General features: G+C 64.4%; 22 protein-coding genes. 12 read left to right on the top strand and 10 right to left on the bottom strand.

What is annotated here, in order from left to right; genetic code table 11:
- Positions 1-70 precede the first annotated feature (70 nt).
- A complete protein-coding gene (locus ABIB06_RS07765; RefSeq protein WP_354045193.1) occupies positions 71-1,180 on the bottom strand; it encodes a hypothetical protein in 1,110 nt (369 codons plus the stop codon).
- Between the two features lie 571 nt (positions 1,181-1,751).
- Here ABIB06_RS07765 and ABIB06_RS07760 point away from each other — a divergent pair.
- From ABIB06_RS07760 to ABIB06_RS07745, 4 genes are all read left to right on the top strand, one after another.
- Positions 1,752-3,323 carry an ABC transporter ATP-binding protein gene (locus ABIB06_RS07760; RefSeq protein ID WP_354045195.1) on the top strand — a complete coding sequence of 524 codons (1,572 nt, stop codon included), beginning with the start codon at positions 1,752-1,754 and terminating at the stop codon, positions 3,321-3,323.
- Complete coding sequence (locus ABIB06_RS07755; RefSeq protein ID WP_354045197.1) at positions 3,307-4,398, top strand: ABC transporter permease; 1,092 nt, start codon at positions 3,307-3,309, stop codon at positions 4,396-4,398. Before ABIB06_RS07760 ends, ABIB06_RS07755 begins: the two co-directional genes overlap by 17 nt.
- Positions 4,385-5,302, top strand: coding sequence for an ABC transporter permease (locus tag ABIB06_RS07750; protein WP_247348357.1), 918 nt, complete (start codon positions 4,385-4,387; stop codon positions 5,300-5,302). The genes ABIB06_RS07755 and ABIB06_RS07750 overlap by 14 nt, the downstream gene beginning before the upstream one ends.
- A gap of 78 nt (positions 5,303-5,380) precedes the next feature.
- Positions 5,381-6,457: a BMP family ABC transporter substrate-binding protein gene (locus ABIB06_RS07745; protein WP_354045199.1), complete on the top strand. Its 1,077-nt coding sequence runs from the start codon at positions 5,381-5,383 to the stop codon at positions 6,455-6,457.
- A 112-nt stretch (positions 6,458-6,569) separates the two neighbouring features.
- Here the strand turns inward: ABIB06_RS07745 and ABIB06_RS07740 are convergent, their stop codons facing one another.
- Entirely contained in the window at positions 6,570-7,919 is a 1,350-nt protein-coding gene (locus tag ABIB06_RS07740; protein ID WP_354045201.1) for an 8-oxoguanine deaminase, read from the bottom strand.
- A 150-nt stretch (positions 7,920-8,069) separates the two neighbouring features.
- On the opposite strand from ABIB06_RS07740, the gene ABIB06_RS07735 reads away from it, so the two are divergent.
- Positions 8,070-8,897 carry an FAD binding domain-containing protein gene (locus ABIB06_RS07735; RefSeq protein ID WP_354045203.1) on the top strand — a complete coding sequence of 276 codons (828 nt, stop codon included), beginning with the start codon at positions 8,070-8,072 and terminating at the stop codon, positions 8,895-8,897.
- Positions 8,894-11,620 (top strand): molybdopterin-dependent oxidoreductase, encoded by a 2,727-nt coding sequence (locus ABIB06_RS07730; RefSeq protein WP_354045204.1) that lies wholly within the window; start codon positions 8,894-8,896, stop codon positions 11,618-11,620. The genes ABIB06_RS07735 and ABIB06_RS07730 overlap by 4 nt, the downstream gene beginning before the upstream one ends.
- Here ABIB06_RS07730 and uraD read toward each other — a convergent pair.
- The 5 genes from uraD to ABIB06_RS07705 all read right to left on the bottom strand — a co-directional run bounded on the left by uraD (position 11,617) and on the right by ABIB06_RS07705 (position 15,659).
- Complete coding sequence (gene uraD, locus ABIB06_RS07725) at positions 11,617-12,504, bottom strand: 2-oxo-4-hydroxy-4-carboxy-5-ureidoimidazoline decarboxylase (RefSeq protein WP_354045205.1); 888 nt, start codon at positions 12,502-12,504, stop codon at positions 11,617-11,619. The two genes, ABIB06_RS07730 and uraD, sit on opposite strands and share 4 nt — an antisense overlap.
- 8 nt (positions 12,505-12,512) lie before the next feature.
- Positions 12,513-13,448, bottom strand: coding sequence for an allantoinase PuuE (gene puuE / locus ABIB06_RS07720; protein ID WP_247443875.1), 936 nt, complete (start codon positions 13,446-13,448; stop codon positions 12,513-12,515).
- The gene (locus tag ABIB06_RS07715; RefSeq protein WP_247348369.1) at positions 13,449-13,862 is read right to left on the bottom strand and encodes a DUF3830 family protein; all 414 of its coding nucleotides are present in this window, start codon (positions 13,860-13,862) and stop codon (positions 13,449-13,451) included.
- Positions 13,863-13,964: 102 nt separating this feature from the next.
- Entirely contained in the window at positions 13,965-14,243 is a 279-nt protein-coding gene (locus ABIB06_RS07710) for a hypothetical protein (RefSeq protein ID WP_354045206.1), read from the bottom strand.
- Between the two features lie 1,023 nt (positions 14,244-15,266).
- Positions 15,267-15,659: a hypothetical protein gene (locus ABIB06_RS07705; protein ID WP_354045207.1), complete on the bottom strand. Its 393-nt coding sequence runs from the start codon at positions 15,657-15,659 to the stop codon at positions 15,267-15,269.
- Between the two features lie 291 nt (positions 15,660-15,950).
- On the opposite strand from ABIB06_RS07705, the gene ABIB06_RS07700 reads away from it, so the two are divergent.
- Positions 15,951-16,208: a DUF2798 domain-containing protein gene (locus ABIB06_RS07700; protein WP_354045209.1), complete on the top strand. Its 258-nt coding sequence runs from the start codon at positions 15,951-15,953 to the stop codon at positions 16,206-16,208.
- A 50-nt stretch (positions 16,209-16,258) separates the two neighbouring features.
- Here the strand turns inward: ABIB06_RS07700 and ABIB06_RS07695 are convergent, their stop codons facing one another.
- The 3 genes from ABIB06_RS07695 to ABIB06_RS07685 all read right to left on the bottom strand — a co-directional run bounded on the left by ABIB06_RS07695 (position 16,259) and on the right by ABIB06_RS07685 (position 19,496).
- Complete coding sequence (locus ABIB06_RS07695) at positions 16,259-18,046, bottom strand: chloride channel protein (protein WP_247443879.1); 1,788 nt, start codon at positions 18,044-18,046, stop codon at positions 16,259-16,261.
- A gap of 10 nt (positions 18,047-18,056) precedes the next feature.
- Positions 18,057-18,704 carry a class II aldolase/adducin family protein gene (locus tag ABIB06_RS07690; protein WP_354045212.1) on the bottom strand — a complete coding sequence of 216 codons (648 nt, stop codon included), beginning with the start codon at positions 18,702-18,704 and terminating at the stop codon, positions 18,057-18,059.
- A gap of 165 nt (positions 18,705-18,869) precedes the next feature.
- Positions 18,870-19,496, bottom strand: coding sequence for a MarC family protein (locus ABIB06_RS07685; RefSeq protein WP_354045214.1), 627 nt, complete (start codon positions 19,494-19,496; stop codon positions 18,870-18,872).
- An 89-nt stretch (positions 19,497-19,585) separates the two neighbouring features.
- Between ABIB06_RS07685 and ABIB06_RS07680 the strand changes: the two genes are divergently transcribed.
- The 5 genes from ABIB06_RS07680 (at position 19,586) to ABIB06_RS07660 (ending at position 23,574) form a co-directional block, all read left to right on the top strand.
- Complete coding sequence (locus ABIB06_RS07680) at positions 19,586-19,792, top strand: hypothetical protein (protein ID WP_354045216.1); 207 nt, start codon at positions 19,586-19,588, stop codon at positions 19,790-19,792.
- A 114-nt stretch (positions 19,793-19,906) separates the two neighbouring features.
- Positions 19,907-20,473 carry a YciE/YciF ferroxidase family protein gene (locus ABIB06_RS07675; RefSeq protein WP_354045218.1) on the top strand — a complete coding sequence of 189 codons (567 nt, stop codon included), beginning with the start codon at positions 19,907-19,909 and terminating at the stop codon, positions 20,471-20,473.
- Between the two features lie 154 nt (positions 20,474-20,627).
- Positions 20,628-21,011 carry an Hsp20/alpha crystallin family protein gene (locus tag ABIB06_RS07670; protein WP_354045220.1) on the top strand — a complete coding sequence of 128 codons (384 nt, stop codon included), beginning with the start codon at positions 20,628-20,630 and terminating at the stop codon, positions 21,009-21,011.
- An 8-nt stretch (positions 21,012-21,019) separates the two neighbouring features.
- Positions 21,020-23,413, top strand: coding sequence for an endopeptidase La (gene lon, locus ABIB06_RS07665; protein WP_354045222.1), 2,394 nt, complete (start codon positions 21,020-21,022; stop codon positions 23,411-23,413).
- Between the two features lie 29 nt (positions 23,414-23,442).
- A complete protein-coding gene (locus ABIB06_RS07660) occupies positions 23,443-23,574 on the top strand; it encodes a hypothetical protein (protein WP_354045224.1) in 132 nt (43 codons plus the stop codon).
- The last annotated feature ends 4 nt before the right edge of the window (positions 23,575-23,578 follow it).

The following is a 23,578-nucleotide window of genomic DNA, read 5'->3' as shown; positions in this document are numbered from 1 at the left end:
CACAAACGAAGATGACGCCGCGGAAGTTTGACGCGGCGTCATCGTCGTTCAGCCGAAGAGTGTCAGGTGGCTAGAACTTCACAGTGACACCGGAGTAGAGCGAGGACTCTGTGCAGGACCCGGTACTCACCTTTGCCCCGCCGGCCAGGGTGGTGCAGGCCACGGCGTTGTTGTGATCGAGGCCGAACTTGTTCTGCCAGTAGCGGTAGGCGACCCAGACGTCCACGAAGTGCGAATACTTCTCACCCCAGACCGCCTTCGAGGCATCGAGGGTCAGGCGGATCGGCTCGGAGTTGAACTCGACCTTGGTGGGATAGACGCCGTTGGCGACGCTGGCGGGAAGCGGCTCGGTGTCTGTTCCCTTCTTGCCGTACCAGCCCGCGCGGCCGCTGATCGAGAAATACTGCATGTTCGGCGGCAGGAAGCCGAGGTCCATATAATAATTGGTCTCGATCGCCCAGGTTGGCTTGAACGACGTGTTGCCGTCGGCAATACACGGCGCGGACCAACCGGCGCCGCACTGCGAGAAGGAGTTGTGGTTGGCAAACTCCCAGTACACCAGCGGCGCTACGTTGAAATAGCCCTTGTAGGGAAGGTCGAAGGCGAACTGCAGACCGGCGACGACGTCGCGCTTGGCGGCGCCGAAATACCGGTTCTCCGTATTGGCATCCATGCCAACCTCGAACGAGATGTTGTGCAGCGGTCCTTGCGTGAAGGCCTTGGTGTTGAAGATCTCGTTCCAACCGAAGGTCGAGCGGAAAAGGCCATAGATTTCGGTCGCGCCGGCACAGCTCGCCGGCGTCGCTGCGAAGCCCGCAGCCGGCGAAACGATCACGCCTGTGGCGGTGCAGGGGGCCGCCGGATCGTTGTGGTCCGACTTGAACATCGAGATGGTGAAGAAGTTGGTGCCGTAAGCCCAGGCATCGAAGTGGGTGAAGGAGTAGACCTGCTTCGTCGTCTTGGCGTTGATCGCGCCGTTGGTGTTGGTGAACGCACCGGGCTGCGAGGCATTGAAAATGTAGGAGAAGGTGACACGGTCGTCGATCACCAGGAAGAATGGGAGGTCCGCCGCCTTCTTGGCAGCCTTGACCGGCAGATCCGCTGCCTGAGCCAGGCCACCGGTAGCGAGCGTGGCAAGTGACAGCGCCCCTGCTGCAATTGCCTTGAAACGAAACGACATCCTGAATACCCCCAAATCTTGGACACGTAAAAATGAGCGTCCCTTGGTGCGACACTTGCGCCGATCTCCCGGAGTGAGAAGCCTCAACTTGTTTCAAGGCATGCCGCTTGTTTGCACAGGAGGCTGCGTTTCACCGGCGGATTTGGAGAGCCAATCTCACCGACACGCGGTCAGGCGAGAGCGGCCATTGCCGGATATTCCCATTTGATTTCGCTTGCCTTTCATGTCGAGCGGACAAGGCAGACACGATGGCGGGAGCTACTGTCGCGGTGTTCGCAAATGCATACGCGTGATGGCGCGTCTCTGCTCAAGTTCACGTCAAGCCTGCATAGCGGGTTCCGATTTGGTTTGATCCGTCACAAATTTGCAACAGGCGTCACACGCGAGCCGGCGCTGCAAAGGCTGTTCGGGAAGCATTTGAGGTCGATCGCCGCCCGGCGAAAGCAGCGACTCGCCGACACCACCTGCCTGCCGAAGCGTTGAGCAAGGGATGACGCTTTTTCACACCTTACGCGACGGTTCAAACTAGCCCACTATTGAGGCACTTCACCCCGTGCAAGTGCATCAGCGAATGTTGGATCCAACGACTAACGGCCTGCATTCCGGCGAAACCCCGCTCCTCAGGACGATCGGGCTTACCAAGCGCTATGGGGATTTCCTCGCCAACGATGCCATCGACATTGATATCTGGCCGAAAGAGATCCACGCGCTGCTGGGCGAGAACGGCGCCGGCAAGTCGACGCTGGTCAAGGCGATCTACGGGCTGATCCAGCCCAGCGCCGGCGATATTTTCTGGAACGGCAAGCCGGTCGCGCTGACCGGTCCCTCGGAAGCTCGCAGTCGCGGCATCGGCATGGTGTTCCAGCATTTCTCGCTGTTCGACAATCTCACCGTCGCCGAGAACGTCGCGCTCGGCCTCGATGGGAGAGAGTCTTTCAAGGACATCTCGGCACGGCTTGAGCAGGTGTCGAAGACTTATGGTCTGCCGCTCGATCCCAAACGCGAGGTCTGGCAATTGTCGGTCGGCGAACGCCAGCGCATCGAGATTGTCCGCGCGCTGATGCAGGATCCGCAATTCCTGATCCTGGACGAACCCACCGCGGTGCTGACCCCGCAGGAAGCCGACCAGCTCTTCATCGTGCTGGAGCGGCTCAAGGCCGAAGGCCGCGCCATCCTCTACATCAGCCATAAGCTCGAAGAGGTGAAGCGCCTGTGCGACACCGCGACGATCCTGCGCGGCGGCAAGAAGGTCGAGACCTGCAATCCCAGGCTTGAGACCGCCGCTTCGCTCGCGCGCATGATGGTCGGCGCCGAGGTCAAGCAAGTGAAAGCGGCCGCCGGCCGGAAGACCACCGTGCCGCGCCTCGTCGTCAACGACCTCACGCTCGCTCCTGGCGAGGCGCATGGCGTGCGGCTCGAGCATATCTCGTTCGAGCTGAAGGGTGGCGAAATCCTCGGCATTGCCGGAGTCGCGGGCAACGGCCAGGACGAATTGTTCGCTGCACTGTCCGGCGAGCGCTTGTCGAGGGACCCCGGCACGATCGTGATCGAAGGCCTTGCTGCCGGCCACCTCTCGATCACGCAGCGCCGCAAGCTCGGCGCGGCTTTCGTTCCCGAAGAGCGGCTCGGCCACGGCACTGCGCCGCGCATGAAGCTTTCGGAGAACGCGCTGCTCACCGGGCACGCCGCCAGCGGTATGGTCCATCACGGCTTCATCGACATCGCCGCGACGCTGAAGACCGTCGATCGCACGACCGAGACGTTCGACGTCCGCAAGGCCAAACGCGATCCGGAAGCCGCGAGCCTCTCCGGCGGCAATCTGCAAAAGTTCATCGTGGGACGCGAGATCCTGCGCAACCCCGCGGTGCTGGTGGTGAGCCAGCCGACCTGGGGCGTCGACGCCGGCGCTGCCGCCGTCATTCGCCAGGCGTTGCTTGATCTTGCAACCGCCGGCGCCGCCGTGCTCGTCACCAGTCAGGACCTCGACGAGCTCGCGGAAATCGCCGACCGCATCGCCGTGATGTTCCACGGCCATCTGTCCGCCCCGCTCGCCATCAGCGAGGCGACCCGCGAAAAACTCGGGCTGTTGATGGGCGGCAGCACGCTGGAGCCGGAGGAAGCCGTGCATGCAGTTGGTGCTTGAGAAGCGCGCGGAACGCTCCAACACGATCGCACTGATCTCTCCGCTGATCGCGATCGGCCTCACGATCGTGACGATGGTCATCCTGTTCGCGATTCTCGGCAAGAATCCGCTGCTCGCCCTGCACGCCTATTTCATCGCGCCTTTGACCGACAGCTATTCGCTCGAGGAAATCGCGGTGAAGGCGACGCCGCTGGTGATGATCGCGATCGGGCTGTCGCTCTGCTATCTCGCCAACGTCTGGAACATCGGCGCCGAAGGGCAGTTCCTGATCGGCGCGGTCGCCGGAAGCTGGATTGCAGTGAAGACGCAAGGCACCGACGCCGGCGCCTGGGTGCTGCCGGTCATGCTTGTGCTCGCCGCCGCAGCGGGCGCGCTCTACGCGCTGATCCCGGCGATCTGCAAGGTGAAGTTCGGCGCCAGCGAAATCTTGACCAGCCTGATGCTGGTCTATGTCGCCGACCTCTTCCTCGACTATCTCGTGCGCGGGCCATGGCGCGATCCGCACGGTTTCAACTTCCCGACTACGGCCGAGTTCGATCCGGTCGCAACGGTGCCGCTGCTGATCGAAGGCGGCCGGCTGCATCTCGGCTCCATCGTCGCGCTGTTGGTCGTCGCGGCAGCGGCCATATTGCTCGGACGCACCATCAAGGGATTCGAGATTCGCGTGGTCGGTGCAGCGCCCCGCGCCGCGCGGTTCGGCGGCTTCAATTCCAATCAGTTGGTCATCCTGACCTTCGCGGTCTCCGGCGCGCTCGCGGGCCTCGCCGGTATCATCGAGGTCGCAGGACCGGTCGGCCATCTTCAGCCCGGTATCTCGCCGGGCTACGGTTTTACCGCGATCATCGTTGCCTTCCTCGGCCGATTGAACCCGCTTGGAATATTAATTGCAGGCCTTTTTCTTGCGTTGACCTTTATCGGCGGCGAGCAGGCACAGATCACAATGAAGATTCCGTTGGACGTCACCAAGGTTTTCCAGGGCATCCTGCTGTTCTACGTGCTCGCCTGCGATTCCCTCATTCTATACCGCTTCAAGCTGGTGTTCCCGAACCGACAGGTGGCTCGTGGAGCTGGTTGAAGCCATCATCCTCGCGGTGCTCGCCGCCTCAACGCCGCTTTTGATCGCGGCGACCGGCGAGCTCGTGACTGAACGATCCGGCGTGCTCAATCTCGGGGTCGAGGGCATGATGATCGTTGGCGCCGCATGTGGCTTTGCAGGTGCGTGGCTGACCGGCTCGATATTCATTGGCGCACTGTTCGGCATCGTCGCCGGCACGATGATGTCGCTGGTGTTCGCGCTGATGGCGCTCGGGCTTGCGGTCAACCAAGTTGCGACAGGTCTCGCACTGACCATCCTCGGCGTCGGTCTGTCCGGCCTAATCGGCGCTGGCTTCGTCGGCGAGCGCATCACGCCGGCAGTGCATCTCTACGTCCCCGGTTTGACCGACATCCCGCTGATCGGCCGCGTGCTGTTCGGCGAGGACGCCTTCATCTATTTCTCGCTGGCGCTGGTCGTCGGCGTCTGGTGGTTCCTGTACCGCACGCGACCCGGCTTGATCCTGCGCGCCTGCGGCGACAACCACGTCTCCGCGCATGCGCTCGGCTATCCCGTGCTGCGCATTCGTACCTTGGCCGTGATGTTCGGCGGCGCCTGCGCCGGACTTGCCGGCGCTTATCTGCCGCTCGCCTATACGCCCTTCTTCATTCCCGGCATGACCGCAGGCCGCGGCTGGATCGCGCTGGCGCTGGTGGTGTTCTCGTCCTGGCGGCCCGGCCGACTCGTGGTCGGCGCCTACCTGTTCGGCGCGGTGACGATCCTGCAACTGCACGCGCAGGGTTGGGGCGTCGGCATTCCCTCGCAGTTCATGTCGGCGCTGCCTTACCTTGCGACCGTCATCGTGCTGGTCCTGCTCTCCCGCGCGCGCACCGGCGGATCGACCGCGCCGGCCGCACTCGGCACCGTGTTCGTGCCTGACCGCTAGCGTTTCATTTCTGCCGCGTGCGCGATGGGGCGCGCACGTTGCGGATCGTGGCTTTCCCCTGATGTTTGGAGATTGATGATGAGGAAATCACTTCTTGCGCTGGCTGCCGGGCTTTTGCTCGCCGGAAGCGTCAGTGCAGCCTCCGCCGCCGACAAGCTGAAAGTCGGCTTTATCTATTTGGGTCCGATCGGAGACCTCGGCTGGACCTATCAGCATGAGCTGGCACGCCAGGCGCTGGTGAAGGAGCTCGGCGACAAGATCGAGACCACCTATCTGGAAAACGTGCCTGAAGGTCCCGACGCCGAGCGGGCCATCGAGCAGCTCGTCCGCGCCGGCAACAAGCTGATCTTCACGACGTCGTTCGGCTATATGGATCCGACGCTGAAGGTCGCGAAGAAATACCCGAACGTGCATTTCGAGCACTCTACCGGCTACAAGCGCAATCCGAACATGTCGACCTACTCGGCCAAATGGTACCAGGGCCGCTACATCCAGGGCCTGATCGCGGCCAAGATGTCGAAGTCCGGCGTGCTCGGCTATATCGGCTCGTTCCCGATTCCGGAGGTCGTCTCAGGCATCAATGCGACGATCCTGGCGGCGCAGACCATCAACCCGAACATCAAGGTGAAGATCATCTGGGCCAACACCTGGTTCGATCCGGGCAAGGAGGCGGACGCTGCCAAGGCGCTGATCGACCAGGGCGCTGACGTCATCATGCAGCACACGGATTCGCCGGCGGCGATGCAGATCGCCAGCGAACGCGGCAAGCTCGCCTTCGGCCAGGATTCCGAGATGATCAAGTTCGGGCCGAAGACCCAGCTGACCTCGATCCTCGACACCTGGGGTCCCTACTACATCGCCCGCGTCAAGGCGGAACTCGACGGCACCTGGAAATCCGAGGACACCTGGGGCGGCCTCGACAGCCACATGTTCGCGATGGCGCCCTACACCAACATGCCCGACGACGTGAAGAAGATCGCCGAGGATGCCCAGGCCGCGATCACCGCGGGCAAGCTGCATCCGTTCAAATGCCCGGTCGTTGGGCAGGACGGCAAGCCGGTCGAGTGCAAGGGCGGCGCAAATCTCGACGACGGCCAGATCCTCGGCATGAATTTCTACGTCAAGGGCATCGACGACAAGCTGCCGGGCAAGTAGCACGCTTCTTGCATTGCCTAAATCACCTGCTCCTCCCGGAGGAGGTTCGGAGGGGGTGGCCAGAAGCACCCGGCACTTGTGGTCGCCCCCTCTTTTTATTTTCGCCGGGATGTTATCCCGCCTGCATAGTCCGCGCCGCCGAACTGTGGCGGCGGATGAGGTCAGGGACGTCCAGCCCCGGGATCGCGCCGTCGATCACGGCCCATTTTCCCGCCACCATCACCCGGTCGGCCCGATGCGCCCCGCACAGCACCAGTGCGGCCAGCGGATCGCCGTGGCCGGAGAAGCGCAATTCGTCGAGCCTGAACAACGCGACATCGGCAGACTTGCCGACCGCGATCTCGCCGAGTTCCGGCCGGCCCACACACGCCGCCGACCCCTTGGTAGCCCAGCGCAGCGCATCCTTGTGGCTGACCTTCGTCACCCCGTAGCGCGCCCGTTGCAGCAGGAAGGCGGTCCGCACCTCCTGCATCAGGTTCGATCCATCGTTCGAGGCCGAGCCGTCGACACCGATGCCGATGCCGACACCGGCCTCCTCCATCTCGCAGACAGGGCAGCCGCCGGACGCCAGAATCTGGTTGCTGCACGCGCAATGGCTGATGGTCGTCTTTGCCTTGCCGAGCCGCTTCATCTCCTCGGCGTTGAAGAAGATGCCATGGGCGAGCCACGTCCGCGCATTGAGCCAGCCGCATTGCTCGAGATAATCGAGCGGACGGCAACCATACATCTCCTGGCAGAATTTGTTCTCGTCCTCGGTCTCGGCGAGATGGGTATGCAGGCGCACGTCGAGCTTGCCGGCGAGATCGGCGGTGGCGCGCATCAGGGACGTCGTCACCGAGAAGGGCGAGCACGGTGCGAGCGCGATCTGTACCATCGCATCCGCGCCGCGCTGGTGGTGCCTGGCGACCACGCGCGCGCTGTCCGCGAGGATGGTGTCCTCATCCTGCACGACGCTATCGGGCGGCAGGCCGCCGTCGCGCTGCGACAGGTTCATCGAGCCGCGCGTGAGCAGTACCCGCACGCCGAGCCGTTTTGCGACTCCGACTTCGATATCGACGGCGTCTTCGAGCCCCGCCGGAAACACGTAGTGATGATCCGTCGTGGTGGTGCAGCCGGAGAGCAGAAGCTCCGACATCGCCACCGTGACAGCGAGCTCGAGCGCATCCGGCGTCAGCTTCGCCCATACCGGATAGAGCGCCTGGAGCCAGGGAAACAGCTCGCGGTCCATCGCCGCCGGCAGCGCCCGTGTCAGCGTCTGGTAAAAATGGTGATGGGTGTTGATGAGTCCCGGCAGCACGACGTGGTCGCCAGCATCGAACACCGCAACATCCGCGGTTGCGGGTACACCGCCGGCCGGCACGAGTTCGACGATCCGACCGTCCTTCACCACGACCCCGCGCTCGGCCCCGTCGGCCAGGATAGCCAGGGGATCCCTGATCCAGATCGGCTTTGCATCGCTCATAATCCCGCTCCTCCTCACATCCGTAGACGGCGGCCGCCCCATGCGGAAGCCGCCCGAACGCCTTCCAGCTAGCTACTTGTTGTTGCGACTTGGCTCCGGTCTTGCAAGACTCTGTTGCATGATTCACGGGGCGGAAGCGTTGGCGCAGCCATGGATTTGAATACCATCACGACAGTGGCCCATCCGCAAACGCGCGCCCAGCTGCCGATTTGGAGGGCAGGTGATGCTTGGCTCGCGGGCGGCACCTGGCTGTTCTCGGAGCCGCAGGTCCACCTCACTCGGCTCATCGATCTGGCCGACCTGAAATGGCCGGCACTGACCGTCACCGAGAGCCATCTCGGCATCGCCGCCACGTGCACCGTTGCGCAGCTCGATGGACTCGTCTGCCCACCCGGCTGGTTCGCTGCGGCGCTGATCAACCAGTGCTGCCGCGCCTTCCTTGCATCGTTCAAGATCTGGAAGACTGCAACCGTCGGCGGCAATCTCTGCATGTCGCTTCCGGCGGGACCGATGATCTCGCTCACCGCCGCGCTCGACGGGGTCTGCACCATCTGGAAGGCAGACGGAGGCGAACGGAAGATACAAGTCACCGAATTCGTCACCGGCAACCAGCGCAATCGTCTCGCGACAGGGGACCTGCTCCGGCAGATCGATATCCCGATTGCCGCGTTGAAGCGTCGCGCGACCTTTCGCCAGATCTCGCTGGCGCCGGTCGGCCGCTCGGCGGCGCTTCTGATCGGCAGCCTGGATACCGACGGCACGCTGAAGCTCACGGTCACCGCATCCACGGTACGACCGATCCAGCTGTCCTTTCCCAAGCCGCCCAACGCGAGCGCGCTCCGCGATGCGATCGAGCAACACATCACCGACGAGCTTTACCACACCGACATCCACGGCAAGCCGCTCTGGCGCAAGCACATGACACTACGGCTTGCCGAAGAGATCCGTGACGAACTCCTGGGCGCGGCACCATCATGAGCTTCGAGGTCAACGGCAAACCGTTTTCGCAAGCACCGCGCGCCGGCCAGTGCCTGCGCACGTTCCTGCGCGAGCTCGGTCATTTCGGCGTGAAGAAGGGCTGCGACGCCGGCGATTGCGGCGCTTGCACCGTGCTGCTCGACGGCGAGCCGGTGCATAGCTGCCTGATCCCGGCCTTCCGCGCCGAGGGGCGCGCCGTCACCACGATCGAAGGTCTCGGCGGGGACAGCGGCGCACATCCGATGCAGCAGGCCTTCCTCGATGCGCAAGGCTTTCAATGCGGCTTCTGCACCGCCGGCATGATCCTGACCTGTGCCTCGCTCAACCAAGCGCAGCGCACCGATCTGGGCGTGGCGCTGAAGGGCAATATCTGCCGCTGCACCGGCTATCGTTCGATCGAGGATGCGCTGCTCGGCAAGTCCAATGTCGATGAGAACGTCGAGGCCGGCGCCGCATTCGGCCGCAGCCTGCCGGCGCCAGCTGGCCCTGACGTCGTGCGCGGCAAGGCGCGCTACACGTTCGACACGCAGATTGACGGCCTGCTGCATATCAAGCTGCTCCGTTCACCGCACGCCCACGCGAAGATCGTCGCGATCGACAAGTCTGCGGCGCTGAGCATTCCCGGCGTGCACGCGGTGCTGACGCATGAGGATGCGCCTACGGTGCTGATCTCGACCGCGCGGCACGAGAAGGACTGGATGGATCCCGAGGACACCCGGATCCTTGACGACGTTGTCCGCTTCATCGGACAGAAGGTCGCCGCCGTCGTCGCAGACAGCGAAGCCGCCGCCGAGGACGCCTGCCGCCGGCTGAAGGTCGATTACGAGCTTCTGCCTGCGCTGATCGACCCTGAAAAGGCGATGGCGCCGGGTGCACCTGTCATTCATCCTGACCGCACCACCGCGAACCGGATCGCCGACGCCCAGCGCAACGTCGCCGCGGAGACGCATGGCGAATTCGGCGATGTCGCAGCTGCGCTCGCGACGTCCGCCGTCACTTACGAGGCTACCTTCCACAGTCACCGTGTGCAGCATGCCGCATTGGAGACCCATGGCGGCCTGGCCTGGCTCGATGCTTCGGGCGTGCTCAATGTTCGCACCTCGACGCAGGTGCCGTTCCTGACCCGGCGCGCGCTGTCCGATATCTTCGAGCTTCCCATCGACAAGGTCCGCGTGTTCTGCGAGCGCGTCGGCGGCGGCTTTGGCGGCAAGCAGGAGATGTTCGTCGAGGACATTCTGGCGCTCGCGGTGCTCAAGACCGGGCGGCCGGTGAAGCTGGAGCTCACCCGCGAGGAGCAATTCATCGCGACCTCGACGCGACATCCGATGCGGGTCCACATCAAGGCCGGTGCGGACGCGGACGGCAGGCTCACCGCGCTCCAGCTCAACGTGCTCTCCAACACCGGCGCCTACGGCAATCACGCCGGCCCCGTGATGTTCCACTCGCTGTCCGAGTCCATCGCCGTCTACAATTGCCCGAACAAGAAGGTCGACGGCTACGCGGTCTACACCAATGCGGTGCCGGCAGGCGCGTTCCGCGGTTATGGCTTGCCGCAAACACTGATCGCGACCGAAGCCGCGATCGACGAGCTGGCAAGGCAGCTCGGCGTCAGCCCCTACGAGATGCGCCGGCGCAACGTCGTCAAGCCCGGCGATCCCATGCTGTCGCCGCCACCGTCGGAATTTCACGACGTGCTCTATGGCTCCTACGGGCTCGACCAGTGCCTCGATCTCGTCGAGCGCGCGATGCGGGCCGATGGTCCCCAACCGGACCTGTCGCCGGAGTGGCTGATCGGCGACGGCCTCGCGCTGACCATGATCGACACGGCGCCCCCGGCCGGCCATCTCGCGGATGCCATGGTCGCGCTCAACGATGAGGCCGGCTTCGACCTCACGGTCGGCACCGCCGAGTTCGGCAACGGCACCAGCACCGTGCACCGGCAGATCGCGGCGACAACGCTTGCGACCACCGTCGACCGGATTCGCCTGCGCCAGTCCGACACCGCCCACGGTGGCCACGATACCGGCGCCTATGGCAGCGCCGGCATGTTCGTCGCCGGCAAGGCGACGCATGCGGCAGCCATGCAGCTTGCGACCGAGCTGAAGACAGCCGCCGCCGGCGCATGGCTCTGCGACGTCGGGAGCTGTACGCTCGAAAGCGAGGCCGTTGTCAGTGGGGTGCGGCGCATGACCTTTGTGGAATTGGCAGAGCTCGCGCGCGAACGCGGCCAGCCTTTCGCCGGCACCGGCAATTCCAGCGGCACGCCGCGTTCGGTCGGCTTCAACGTGCAGGGGTTTCGCGTCGCCGTGAACAAGGGCACCGGCGAGCTCAATATTCTCAGGAGCGTGCATGCGGCTGATGCCGGTGTCGTCGCCAATCCCATGCAGTGCCGCGGTCAGGTCGAAGGCGGGGTCGCGCAGGCGCTCGGTGCCGCGCTCTACGAGGAGATGGTGATCGACGCGGACGGCCGCGTCACCAACCCGAAATTCCGCGACTACCACCTGCCCTCCTTTGCCGACGTGCCGCGCACCGAGGTTTTCTTCGCCGAGACATCCGACACGATCGGACCGTTGGGGGCGAAGTCGATGAGCGAGAGCCCGTACAATCCGGTCGCCGCCGCGCTCGGCAACGCGATTGCCGATGCCACCGGCATCCGCTTCACCGCGCCGCCCTTCAAGCCGGACCGGCTGTTTCCGGCGCTGCGCGAGAAGTTCGGTAATTAGCTGCCGCGATAGGTCGAATAGCTCCACGGCGTGACCAATAGCGGCACGTGATAGTGCCCCTCCGGCTCGCTGATCGCGAAGCGCAGCGGGATCTCGTCGAGGAACGGCGGATCGGCGAGCTGCACGTTGCGCTCGGCGTAATATTTGGCCACGCTGAATCGGAGTTCATAGCGGCCGATCGGCAACGGACGACCGCCGATCAGCGGCTGCTCGGTGCGGCCGTCCGCATTGGTGACGGTGCGCGCGATCACGCGGCTCTCGCCGAGCGCGGAGAGTTCAACGAGCTCCACCGGGATGCCCGACGCGGGCTTGCCGACGTGATTGTCCAATACATGGGTCGACAGCCGGCCATGTACCCTAAGCTTGTCATTGGCTGCGACGAGTTGATCGAGCCGCAACGCCGAGATACGGCCAATCTCCTCGATGGCACGTCGCGTCTCGGTCTTGGCGATATTGCGCAACCGCGTCTCGAAGTCGGCCAGCACGGAATCCTTGGTGTGACGACGCACGCAGACGATATAGGGAATGCCGAACTTGTCACGATAGGCGTTGTTGACACGCTCGAACGCTGCGTATTCGGCCTCTGACAGCCGGTCGAGCCCGGCGCTGTTCTGCTCGGCGGTCGATTCCTCCGTGAGCCCCGCCGCGCGCTGGGTCTTGTTGGCGAGGTCCGGATGCGCCCGGATCAGCGCCAATTGCACGTCGGGCTCGGCACTCTGGATCGCCGCCATTAGCGCGGCGTGCAATTGGTTGATGCCGGCGAACGGCCGCTTCGCGGCGAGTTGCCCGGCGATCCACGGCGAATGTTCGACGACGTTGGCAAGCGCGGCAACGAAACCGGCTTCGTCGGCCGCATTGAGATCAGACAGCGAGATCTGCGACATCGCCCCCCTCACCCGATCTCAAACGCGTCGGCCGCAAGATGCGCGTGCTTGTCGTGCCAATGCTGTGCGATCTGCAACCGCGTCGGCACCCAGACGCGCTCGTGCCTGCCGATGTAGTCGAGGAAGCGGATCAGCCCCGCGGCGCGGCCGGGTCGGCCGGCGAGTCGACAGTGCAGGCCGACCGACATCATCTTCGGCGCGCTCTCGCCTTCGGCATAAAGTACGTCGAAGGCATCCTTCAGATAGGTGAAGAACTGCTCGGCTTCGGCAAAGCCCTGCGGGTTGATGAACCGCATATCGTTGGCGTCAAGCGTATAGGGGATGACGAGCTGCTTGCCGCTCGCGCCCTTGACCCAATAGGGCAGATCGTCGGCGTAGGAGTCGCAGAGATAGAGGAAGCCGCCCTCCTCCATCAACAGACGGTTGGTGTTGTTCGAGGAGCGCCCGGTGTACCAGCCGAGCGGCCGCGATCCAGTCGCCTCGGTGTGGACGCGGATCGCTTCCGCAATCTCCGCGCGCTCCTGCGCCTCGGTCATGTCCTTGTGCTCGATCCATTTCAGGCTGTGGCTGGCGATGTCCCAGCCCGCCTCCTTCATGGCAGCCACGATTTCCGGATTGCGCTTCAGCGCGGTAGCGACACCGAACACGGTGGTCGGCCATTTGCGCTCATTGAACATTCGCCACAGCCGCCAGAAGCCGGCGCGCGAGCCATACTCGAACATCGATTCGATATTGGCGTGGCGCTGGCCGGGCCAAGGCTGCGCGCCGAGCACGTCGGACAAAAACGCTTCCGAGGCGCGATCGCCGTGCAGAATGCTGTTCTCGCCGCCCTCCTCGAAATTGACGACGAACTGCACCGCGACCCGCGCATCACCGGGCCATTGCGGGTGCGGCGGGTTGCGGCCGTAACCGCGGAGATCGCGCGGGTAGCGGGCGTCAGTCACTCAGACTTCCTCGAAGCGGATCGGCAGAGCGCCCTTCCACAGCACGCTCTTGCCGAGCGTTGCCAGGTTCTCCAGGCCAGAGGTCAGCGTGATGAAATGATTGCCGGCGAGCTGGCCCATCTTGCTTGCGAAGCTCACGCCGCCATAGGCCATCAGGATCTCGGTCTCGCTGATGCCGCCGGGATAGAGGATGATCTGGCCGGGCGCGGGATAGCTGGTGTGGTTCTCGTAGCCGACCCCGAAATCGAGGTCGCCGAGCGGCATCCACACGCCCTCGCCGCTCCAGCGCACATGGATGATGTGGCTTTCGAACGGCAGCGCCTTGCGGAACGCGGCGACAGTTTTGGGCGCCAGCTGCTCCTCGAAACGGGCATCGAAGGTGAAGTCGCCGGCGCGGATAACGAGTTTGCTCATCTCATCTCTCTGGATCGGGGCGGTGGCCTCCCGGGATACTCTCACCGGAAACTCTTGGGCAAAAAGCATTCCATCGAGCTTCGCGCAAGGGGCGAGGCCGCATCACCTGCGGTCGTAGGACCAGCCGAAAACGCCGCTCCGCCGCGCCCCCAGCTCCGGCTCGGCGGCAGGCTGCGGCGCCTCCCTCAGTTCCGCCTGCGGTGGCGGGGGCGGCACCGGCAGATTCTCGCATTTCATCGAGTAGACCAGTTTGCCGTCCGCGGTACGCCCGATCGGCACGCAGGGGTCCGGATGCGCCGCCGAGGTTTTTGGGGTCAGCTTGACCTGCGCCACGGCCGGCGAGGCGATCAGCAGAAGGACCAGCAGATATCTCGACATCATTGTCGCCTAAAAACCCAATTGGCCGTATTGAACCGGATTGCTGCGGGCAAGTCCATCGGCGCCGCAAGCACGATTGCCGAATATTTAGTCGGGACCCGGTGCTCACTCTCGTGTCCCGGGCAAGCTGCAACGCCTCTTAGCGTTGCGGCGCGGAGCCGGGACCCAGAAGCTGCGAATTCTCTGCAGCATGGGCCCCGGCTCTGCAGCGCACCGCAAGGCGCTGCGCGGCGTCCGGGGCACGAGAGCGGAATTCAACGTCGCATCCATTTCAAACGACAGACACACCTTCGCATCCTCGCGGCGCATTTCGCCCGAGCTTTGCTTGGTCGCTCCACCCTCTTGTCCAAGAGGGCGCAGGGAAGGCCGGGTGCCGGCTGGCACCCACGGTCCGCTGCGCGAAAGTGTAGCGCAAGGAAACCGCACAGCAGCATACAGGTGTAGCCAAATCACTCGGCCTTCCCTGCGCAGTGGCTTTACGGCTTATGCCGTGCTCTCCCGGGAGCCGAGTTCCTGTTGGCCTCCCTCGCCCCAGCGAAAGTCGCGGACACCGCGCCGGTTGACGCGAATGCCGCCTCCGCAAAGGCTTGACCGTAGCAACGACGGCCAGGACCACACGGTTTTGCCGTACGCACGGCCCGCCATTTCGCCACAGGGTCCGACGGCGTTGTGCACGTTGCCATCGAAATACTGGCGAGACGAACCTGACAGCGCCGCTCGTCGACACGAAGCCTCGGGCTCACGGAGAGCAATCCGCCCTGCCCGCACTTTCGCGCCCGACGCTGTCGCGTCCACCGCAAGCCCGGCTCTACGACCATCACGACACATGGTCGCCCCTCAAGGGTGAGCCGGGATGGGCGACACATACGCCAAAACCGAATTTCGGTAAAGCGGAATCTTTTTCTCGGAGAAGATTGACGCACCCGCAACACAGGTCGCGCAATGAGACGCCTCGCGCAGAAGCAACAAGGGGCGATGCAAAACACCGCCCCTTGGCGCGATAGAGATTGCGGCGAGGACAGGCGCCTAATACGGCTGATAATAGCCGCGCGGACCATAGTAGGGACCGCCGCCGTAATAGCCCTGGCCTCCGTAGTAAGGACCGGGGCCGTAATTATAGCGGTCCTCGTAGTACTCCTGGCGCCTGCTCTCTGCGATCGCGCCGCCGATCAGACCTGCCGCCACGCCCATGAAGGCGAGGCCTGCAGCGTTCGGACCTCGTCGATAATAGCGGTGGCGGCGAGCGGCGGCGCTGAAATCGGTGGCAGCCGGAGCGGCCGGGCCCGCGGCAGCGGCCTTGGTGGGCGCGGGCGAGTTGGCAGCCGAAGGCGTGATAGAGGCTGTAATCAGAACAAGACTTGCGAAAGCTGCCAACACAAGGTTGCGGCCGGCTGCAGAAATCATCGGTCCCTTATTCATCTTGACCTTCCTCTGTTCTCGCTCAAAGCGACATAATCAAACGAGACATAATGCGCAAACCACTGAAATGGTTTCCTGATCGCGGCAATCTGTCACGCTTTGAACGATTGTAAACCGACGACCAAATCCAGCTTGAACCATCCAACATGAGCGGATAATGAACAGCCGCGCCGTTTTTTTTCGGTCGCCGTAAGCGTTTTACGTGAACCAACGCATCAACCGACGCCGTCGGGATCGATGCCATTTTCAGGTTCACCGTGACTGACGCGTCCTATTCCAAAGAGAAATCAGATGATTGCGGTTCGCAAACTGCCGGCGCGCTATGCGCCGATCGTGATGCCATTCGTGCTGTCCATCCTCATGACAGCCGTGGTGTCGATCATTTCCACGCTTCGGAGCCTCGGCGCAACGCCGGCGTTCCTCGCGACGTGGCCGGGCGCCTGGGGGCTGTCATGGCTCGTCGCCTTTCCGACGCTGCTGATGGTGCAGCTACTGGTCCGCCGGATCGTGGCTAGCGTCGTCGCGGCTCCCTCCCAACCGGGCCGATAGAAGGCGCGGACGGCGGCGCATGACGCACGCCGTCCCGCTTTCGCGTGTCCTTACGATAGCGCGCCGAGCACGCCGCGCGTCGCCTTGTCGATCTCCTCGACATAGCGGCGGCGGACGAACGTCTCGGTCAGGAAGCCGACCACCTTGCGGCTGTCGGTGGAATCGACCACCGCGAGCATCTCGGCTTCCGCTTCGTCGAACACCGCCATTGCCGATTTCACGTTCATTTCCGGGATCAGCACGATCTCGGTCAGGCGGGCGAGCTCGATCACCTGGATCTCGTCGGCGATGGTGTCGAGGTCGCCGGAGAACAGATCGGGCAGCAGGACCAGCCCGACATATTCGTCTGCATTGTTGACGATGACGATACCGGGACGCGATCCCAGCGGGAATTCGCCGCGGACCGCCGCGATGGTCGTAGTCGACGGCACCTTGCCGACGTCGGAGCGCATCAGCCGCTCGACGGTGAGGTTGCGCAGCCAGCCGACATCGTTGGCGCTGCGGATCGTCTCGCCACGCAGATGCAGGCGCCAGGTCGAGAAGGAGTGTCCGAACATGAAGCGGACGCAGATCGAGGTGACGATGCAGCCGGCGAGCACCACGGCGGTGACGTCGACGTTGCGGGTCATCTCGAGCACGAGGAACGACATGGTCAAGGGACCGCCGACGATGGCGACGCCGAGCGTCGCCATGCCCGTCAGCATCGCGACCAGCGGGTCGATCACGAAGTTCGGGCTGATCAGCAACAGCACCGCGGAAAAGAACTTTCCGATCAGGCTGCCGACAAACAGCGAGGCAAAGAACAGCCCACCGCGGAAGCCCGAGGCGAGCGAGATCAGGCAGGCCGTCACCTTCAAGGCGATGATCAGCGCGATCAGGCCGATCGTCATGTCGTGAAAGAGATCGAGCACCATGGCGCCGTGGCCGGCCGCCAGCACCTGCGGTGTGACGATCGCAAAGCCGCCGACGATGAGGCCGCCGATCACCGGGCGCAGCCAGATCGGCATCCATTTGAACAGGCGCTCGAACATCGAGGACGAGCGCATCACGGCGATGCCGACGCCGCTGGTGACGAGTGCAAGCCCGATCAACGCGATATATTGCTCGACGCCGACAGCGCTGACCTTCGGTATTTCGAGCGAGTACGGTGCGCCGCCGAGCCATTGCGCGGTCAAGGCGCCGGCGAGCGAGGCCGCCAGGATCGGGGCGGCGCTGCCGACCGAATAGACGCCGACAATCAGCTCGCAGGCGTAGAAGGCCCCGGTGATCGGTGCACCGAACGCCGCCGCGATCGCAGCGGCAGCGCCGCAGCCGACGATCAGGCGCAGATCGTTGCGGCGCAGATTAAAGAACTTGCCGAACAGCGAGGCGATACCCGAGCCGATCTGGGTATAGCCGGCCTCGAGACCGACGGATGCGCCGCAGCCGTTCGAGATCAGCGTCTGGCTCGACACCACCAGGCTGTCGCGCATCGACAGATTGCCGCCGCGCAGCGCGTTCGCCTCGATCGGGTCGACCGCGTTGGAGATCTTCCACCGCCGCCGCCACCACTCCATGATACCGAGCGCCAGCCCGCCCAGCGCAGGCGCGATCAGCGCGGCCCAGGGGCTGACGCGCGCGTTGGCGGAAAGGCGGACGTCGATGGGAATGCCGTAGATCACCATATGAGCAATCTGCGCAATCTCGGCCATCAGCGTCACGACGGCGCCGGCAAGCGTGCCGATCACGAGGGCGAGCGGGATCAGATAGAATTCGTTGCTGCGCAGCAGCGCCCGCAGCCGAACCATGACGCGGTTCGTCCCCTTGCGATCGGTGAGATGTCTGATCCGCAGGAACACTCTGCCCGCCCTACTCTTCCGACATGCCGTAACCGGACATGCGCTGGCGGACCCGCTCGATCTCGGCGCTCGAAAGCAGCGGCGGCTCTCCGATCTGGAGGCAGCCGTGATATTGCCGCGCCAGTGTCTCGACCTCGACCGCGAGCCACATCGCCTTTTCCAGCGACTTGCCGACCGCGATCATGCCGTGATGGTCGAGCAGGCAGGCGAGCCGGTCCTCCAGCGCCCGCACCGCATGTTCCGACAGCTCGACCGTTCCGAAGGTGGCATAGGGCGCGCAGCGGATGCTGTCTCCGCCGGCGGCTGCGATCATGTAGTGCACGGGCGCGATCTCCATGCCCATGATCGCGAGGATGGTGCAATAGGTCGGATGAGCGTGGACGACGGCGTTGACGTCCTGCCGGGCCTTCAGGATGTCGAGGTGGAAGCGCCACTCGCTGGACGGCTTCTGACTGGGCGCATGTGAGCCGTCCATCGCCATGAAGACGATCTGGTCCGGCGTCATGGCGTCATAGGGCACGCTGGTCGGTGTGATCAGAAGCCCGTCCACATGTCGGACGCTGATATTGCCCGAGGTGCCCTGGTTGATGCCGAGCGCATTCATGCGGCGGCAGGCGCCGATGATGGCCTGTCTCTTGTCGAGCTCGTCCGCTGTCATCGAGATATCGAATTCCTGACGATGGGCGCTTGTCAGACGGGGAGTACGTCAAAGCAATGTGGCAGCGCAAGAGAAAGCAGACCGGATCGCCCGCGATCGCGCCGGCGCTCTCGCCGCATCGTGAAATAATCATGAAAATCAACGCATTAACAGATTGTCGCAGCCCTACGGCAAGCTCGCCCGGACGGCCGCGATCCCGTTGATCACGAACTGCACCGAATAGGCCGCGAGCAGCATGCCGAGCACCCGCGAAAGCACGGCGTTGCCGGTGCGCCCAAGGGTGCGCGCGATCATGTTCGCGGAGGCAAAGCAGAGCATGCAGATGAGGCAGACGCAGAGCACGACCGCGATGATGATCGCGAGCCTCGCCCCGTAGCCGGCATCGCCCGAAAGCAGCAGCGTGGTCGCGATCGCGCCCGGACCGGCCATCATCGGGATCGCCAGCGGGAATACCGCGACGTCGGAGGCATGCTCTGACGTCGCCTTGTCGGCCTCGCGGGCCTCGCGATGCGGACGGTCGCCGAAGATCATCTGGTAAGACACGCCGAACAGCAGCAGCCCGCCGGCGATCTGGAAGGCGGGGATGCCGATCCCGAGCTGGCGCAGGAGCCAGTTTCCGATCAGCGCGATCACCACCAGGATCGACGCCGCAATCAGCGGCGCGCGCAGCGCGATGGTGCGTTTGGTCTTGTCGGGCATGCCGCCGGTCGCGGCGAGGAAAGCCGGCGCAAGGCCCACGGGATCGACCACGAGCAACAGCGTCACGAAGGCCGACAGGGTGAAGTCGATCATGTCTCGGTGGGCTCCCTGGACGCAGGAACGATGGCTGGCGGACTGACTTAGCCCGGCAGAACCGCTTTGAAAATCACCGGAGATGCACAATGAGTGACAGTGGAATTGGAATGTTGCTGGGCCACCTCTCGGCCAATTTGCTCTGGCTTTGGTTCATCGGAGCCTTCCTGCTCGGTGCGGTGCTCGTCTATGGCGTGTCGAAATCGGGACGCCTGCGGCGCAGCGAGCGCGCACGGCTCGACCGCAACACCGAGGCGCGGCAGCGACAGGAAGATCCTCATAAGCGCCCGACCTGAACGATCGCCGTGAGCGCAGGTTGCAGTTTGGAACTTTCGTTCTCGAAAAGGTTTTGATCGCCTGAGGATTGAGGAAGGCGATGCCTTCCCGTGTCACCCTCAAGAGGAGGATCTATGGCCAAACGAGCAAAGAAACGTACAACCAAGAAGACCGCGGCGCGGCGCCCGCGTCAGGCGCCGAAGATGTTGAGCGATCTGTTTCTGGAGACGCTGAAGGACATCTATTTCGCCGAGAACAAGATCATCAAGACGTTGCCCAAGATGGCCAAGGCTGCAAACTCGAAGCAGCTCGCGGCGGCTTTCAACAAGCATCTACGCGAGACGCAGGGCCAGGTCAAACGTCTGGACCAGATCTTCAAGATGCTGGGCAAGCCGGCCCGCGGCAAGCCTTGCGAAGCGATCAACGGCATCACCGACGAAGGCGCCGAGATCATGAAGGAGTTCAAGAACGCTCCTGCGCTCGACGCCGGCCTGCTCGCAGCTGCGCAGGCGGTCGAGCACTATGAAATCTCCCGCTACGGCACCTTGCGCACCTGGGCCGAGGAGCTCGGCATGCAGGACGCAGCAAGATTGCTGCAGGCGACGCTGGACGAGGAAGAGGCGACCGACCACGCCCTGACCGAGCTCGCCACTTCCGTGATCAACCTCGAAGCGGAAGAGGAATACCGCAAAGCGGCCTGAGCCGCTCACGCCTGACAACGCAACGCCGCGGCCCGGAAGGCCGCGGCGCTTGTCTTTTCGGATCGCACGATCCGCATGGCACGTCCGCGCCGCCGGGCTGGAATTCCCGGGAACCAGCCCCATATGCAGCATTCCCCACCGCCGAGCCTGCATCATGCAACCCAAAAATCCCCTCGACTGGATGCTGTCCGAAGCGCTGGACCAGCTGACCCGCGCCGAACGGCTGCGTCAGCAGTTCGGCCGCCAGGAGGCCTGCTGGGAGCCGCCGATCGACGTGCTCGAAACCGAGCATGAGCTGCTGATCCTGGTCGCGCTTCCCGGCGTCAATCCCGACAATGTCGAGACTGTCATCCATGACGGCGTGCTCGTCATCTCCGGCCAGCGCACCCTTCCGCCGGAGCTTCGCAACGCCCGCATCCATCGGCTCGAGCTGCCGCAGGGCCGCTTCGAGCGGCGCATCGCGCTTCCCGTTGGCCGCTACGCCATCAGCCGCTTCGTGATGGACGGCTGCGTCGCATTGCGCCTCGCCAAATCCTGAGGTCGATCATGGCCACCGAGCAAATGAATACTGCACAGACCAATCCGCAAAACACTTCCGACGTGAAGATTCCCGAAGACGCGCTGATCATCATCGCCGTGCGCGACATGGTGCTGTTTCCCGGCGCCATCGGGCCGATCGCGATCGCGCGGCCGAAGTCGATCGCCGCCGCACAGCAGGCGCTGCGCGAGCAGCGGCCGATCGGCATCGTCCTGCAGCGCAGCCCCGAGACCGACGAGCCCGGGCCGGACGACCTCTACCGGGTCGCGACCATCGCCAACATCGTGCGCTACATCACCGCGCCCGACGGCACCCATCACATCGTCTGCCAGGGCGTGCAGCGCGCGCGCATCCTCGACTTCCTGCCGGGGACGCCGTTCCCGGCCGCGCGGATCCAGCAGATTCCGGAGCCGACTGCGAACTCGCCCGAGATCGAGGCGCGCGCGCTGAACCTGCAGCGCCTGGCCATCGAGGCCATCGAACTGCTGCCGCAGGCGCCGCCGGAGCTGGTCGCGATGTTCCAGAGCACCACCGCGCCCGGCGCGCTGGCCGACCTGGCGACCTCGTTCATGGACATCAAGGCGCAGGACAAGCAGGAGGTTTTGGAGACCATCGACCTCGCTTTGCGTGTCGAGAAGGTGTCGAAGCATCTGGCCGAACGGCTGGAGGTGCTACGCATCAGCAATGAAATCGGCCAAAAGACCCGCGCCAGCTTCGACGAACGGCAGCGCGAGGCGATCCTGCGCGAGCAGATGGCGACCATCCAGCGCCAGCTCGGCGAAGGCGACGGCAAGGCGGCCGAGGTCGCCGAGCTGACCGCTGCCATCGCCAAGGCCAACATGCCGCCCGAGGCGGATGCTCATGCGAAGAAGGAGCTGCGGCGCTACGAGCGCATGCCGGAGGCCGCCGGCGAAGCCGGCATGGTCCGTACCTATTTGGACTGGCTGATCGAGCTGCCCTGGGCGCTGCCCGCGGAGAAGCCGATCGACATCAAGGAAGCGCGCCGCATCCTCGACGCTGATCACTTTGGCCTGGAGAAGATCAAGACCCGGATCATCGAATATCTGGCGGTGCGCAAGCTCGCGCCGCAAGGCAAGGCGCCGATCCTGTGCTTCGTCGGGCCGCCCGGCGTGGGCAAGACCTCGCTCGGCCAATCCATCGCACGCGCGATGGATCGCCCCTTCGTGCGCGTCAGCCTCGGCGGCGTGCATGACGAGGCCGAGATCCGCGGCCACCGGCGCACCTATATCGGCGCGCTGCCCGGCAACATCATCCAGGGCATCAAGAAGGCCGGCACGCGGAACTGCGTCATGATGCTGGACGAGATCGACAAGATGGGCCGCGGCGTGCAGGGCGATCCTTCGGCTGCGATGCTGGAGGTGCTCGACCCCGAGCAGAACGGGACGTTCCGGGACAATTACCTGGGCGTGCCCTTCGACCTGTCGCGCGTGGTCTTCATCGCGACCGCCAACATGCTGGACCAGATCCCGAGTCCGCTGCTGGACCGCATGGAGCTGATCAGCCTCGCCGGCTACACCCAGGAAGAGAAGCTGGAGATCGCGCGGCGCTATCTGGTGCGGCGGCAGCTCGAGGCGAACGGCCTGACCGCCGAGCAGGCCGAGATCGAGCCGGAGGCGCTGAAGCTGGTGGTCAAGGGCTACACCCGCGAGGCCGGCGTGCGTAATCTCGAGCGCGAGATCGGCAAACTGTTTCGGCACGCCGCGGTGCAGGTCGCCGAGGGCACGGCTGTAAAGGTCGTCGTGACGCCGAAGGATATCGGCACCGTGCTCGGCCAGCCGCGCTTCGAGGGCGAGATCGCGCAGCGCACCAGCATTCCAGGTGTGGCCACCGGCCTTGCCTGGACGCCAGTCGGCGGCGACATCCTGTTCATCGAGGCCTCGCGCGTATCGGGCCGGGGCGGGATGATCCTGACCGGCCAGCTCGGCGAGGTCATGCGCGAAAGCGTGCAGGCTGCGATGACGTTGGTGAAGAGCAAAGCCTCGCAGCTCGGCATCGATCCGCAGCTGTTCGAGAAGAGCGACGTCCACGTTCACGTGCCCGCAGGCGCGACCCCGAAGGACGGGCCGAGCGCGGGCGTCGCGATGTTCACGGCGCTGACGTCACTGCTCACCAACCGCACGGTGCGCAGCGACACCGCCATGACCGGCGAGATCTCGCTGCGCGGCCTGGTGCTGCCGGTCGGCGGCATCAAGGAGAAGGTCGTGGCGGCCGCGGCTGCGGGCCTGAAGCGGGTGATGCTGCCGGCGCGCAATAAGCGGGACTACGACGACATCCCGCAGAGCGCGCGGGACAACCTCGAATTCATCTGGCTGGAGCGCGTCGACGAGGCCATCGCCGCGGCGCTCGAACCGGCGGACGCCAAGGTCGAAGCGGCGGAGTGAATGCGATGAAGAAACTGCTGGAAAGAGCAATGCGATCGCGGAAGACGCAGCGGCTGCGCCAGTTGCTCGATCGCGCCATCGACGGGGTTCGCGATGCGCTGGCGGCACCAGGACCGCGGCTTCAGCCGGTCCCGGTCCGGGTGAAGCGCCGCAAGGGTTGAGCCC

This window comes from Bradyrhizobium sp. LB8.2 (assembly GCF_040548035.1).
In the GTDB taxonomy this organism is placed as follows: domain Bacteria; phylum Pseudomonadota; class Alphaproteobacteria; order Rhizobiales; family Xanthobacteraceae; genus Bradyrhizobium.
This window is presented reverse-complemented; position numbering and strand designations above follow the sequence as displayed.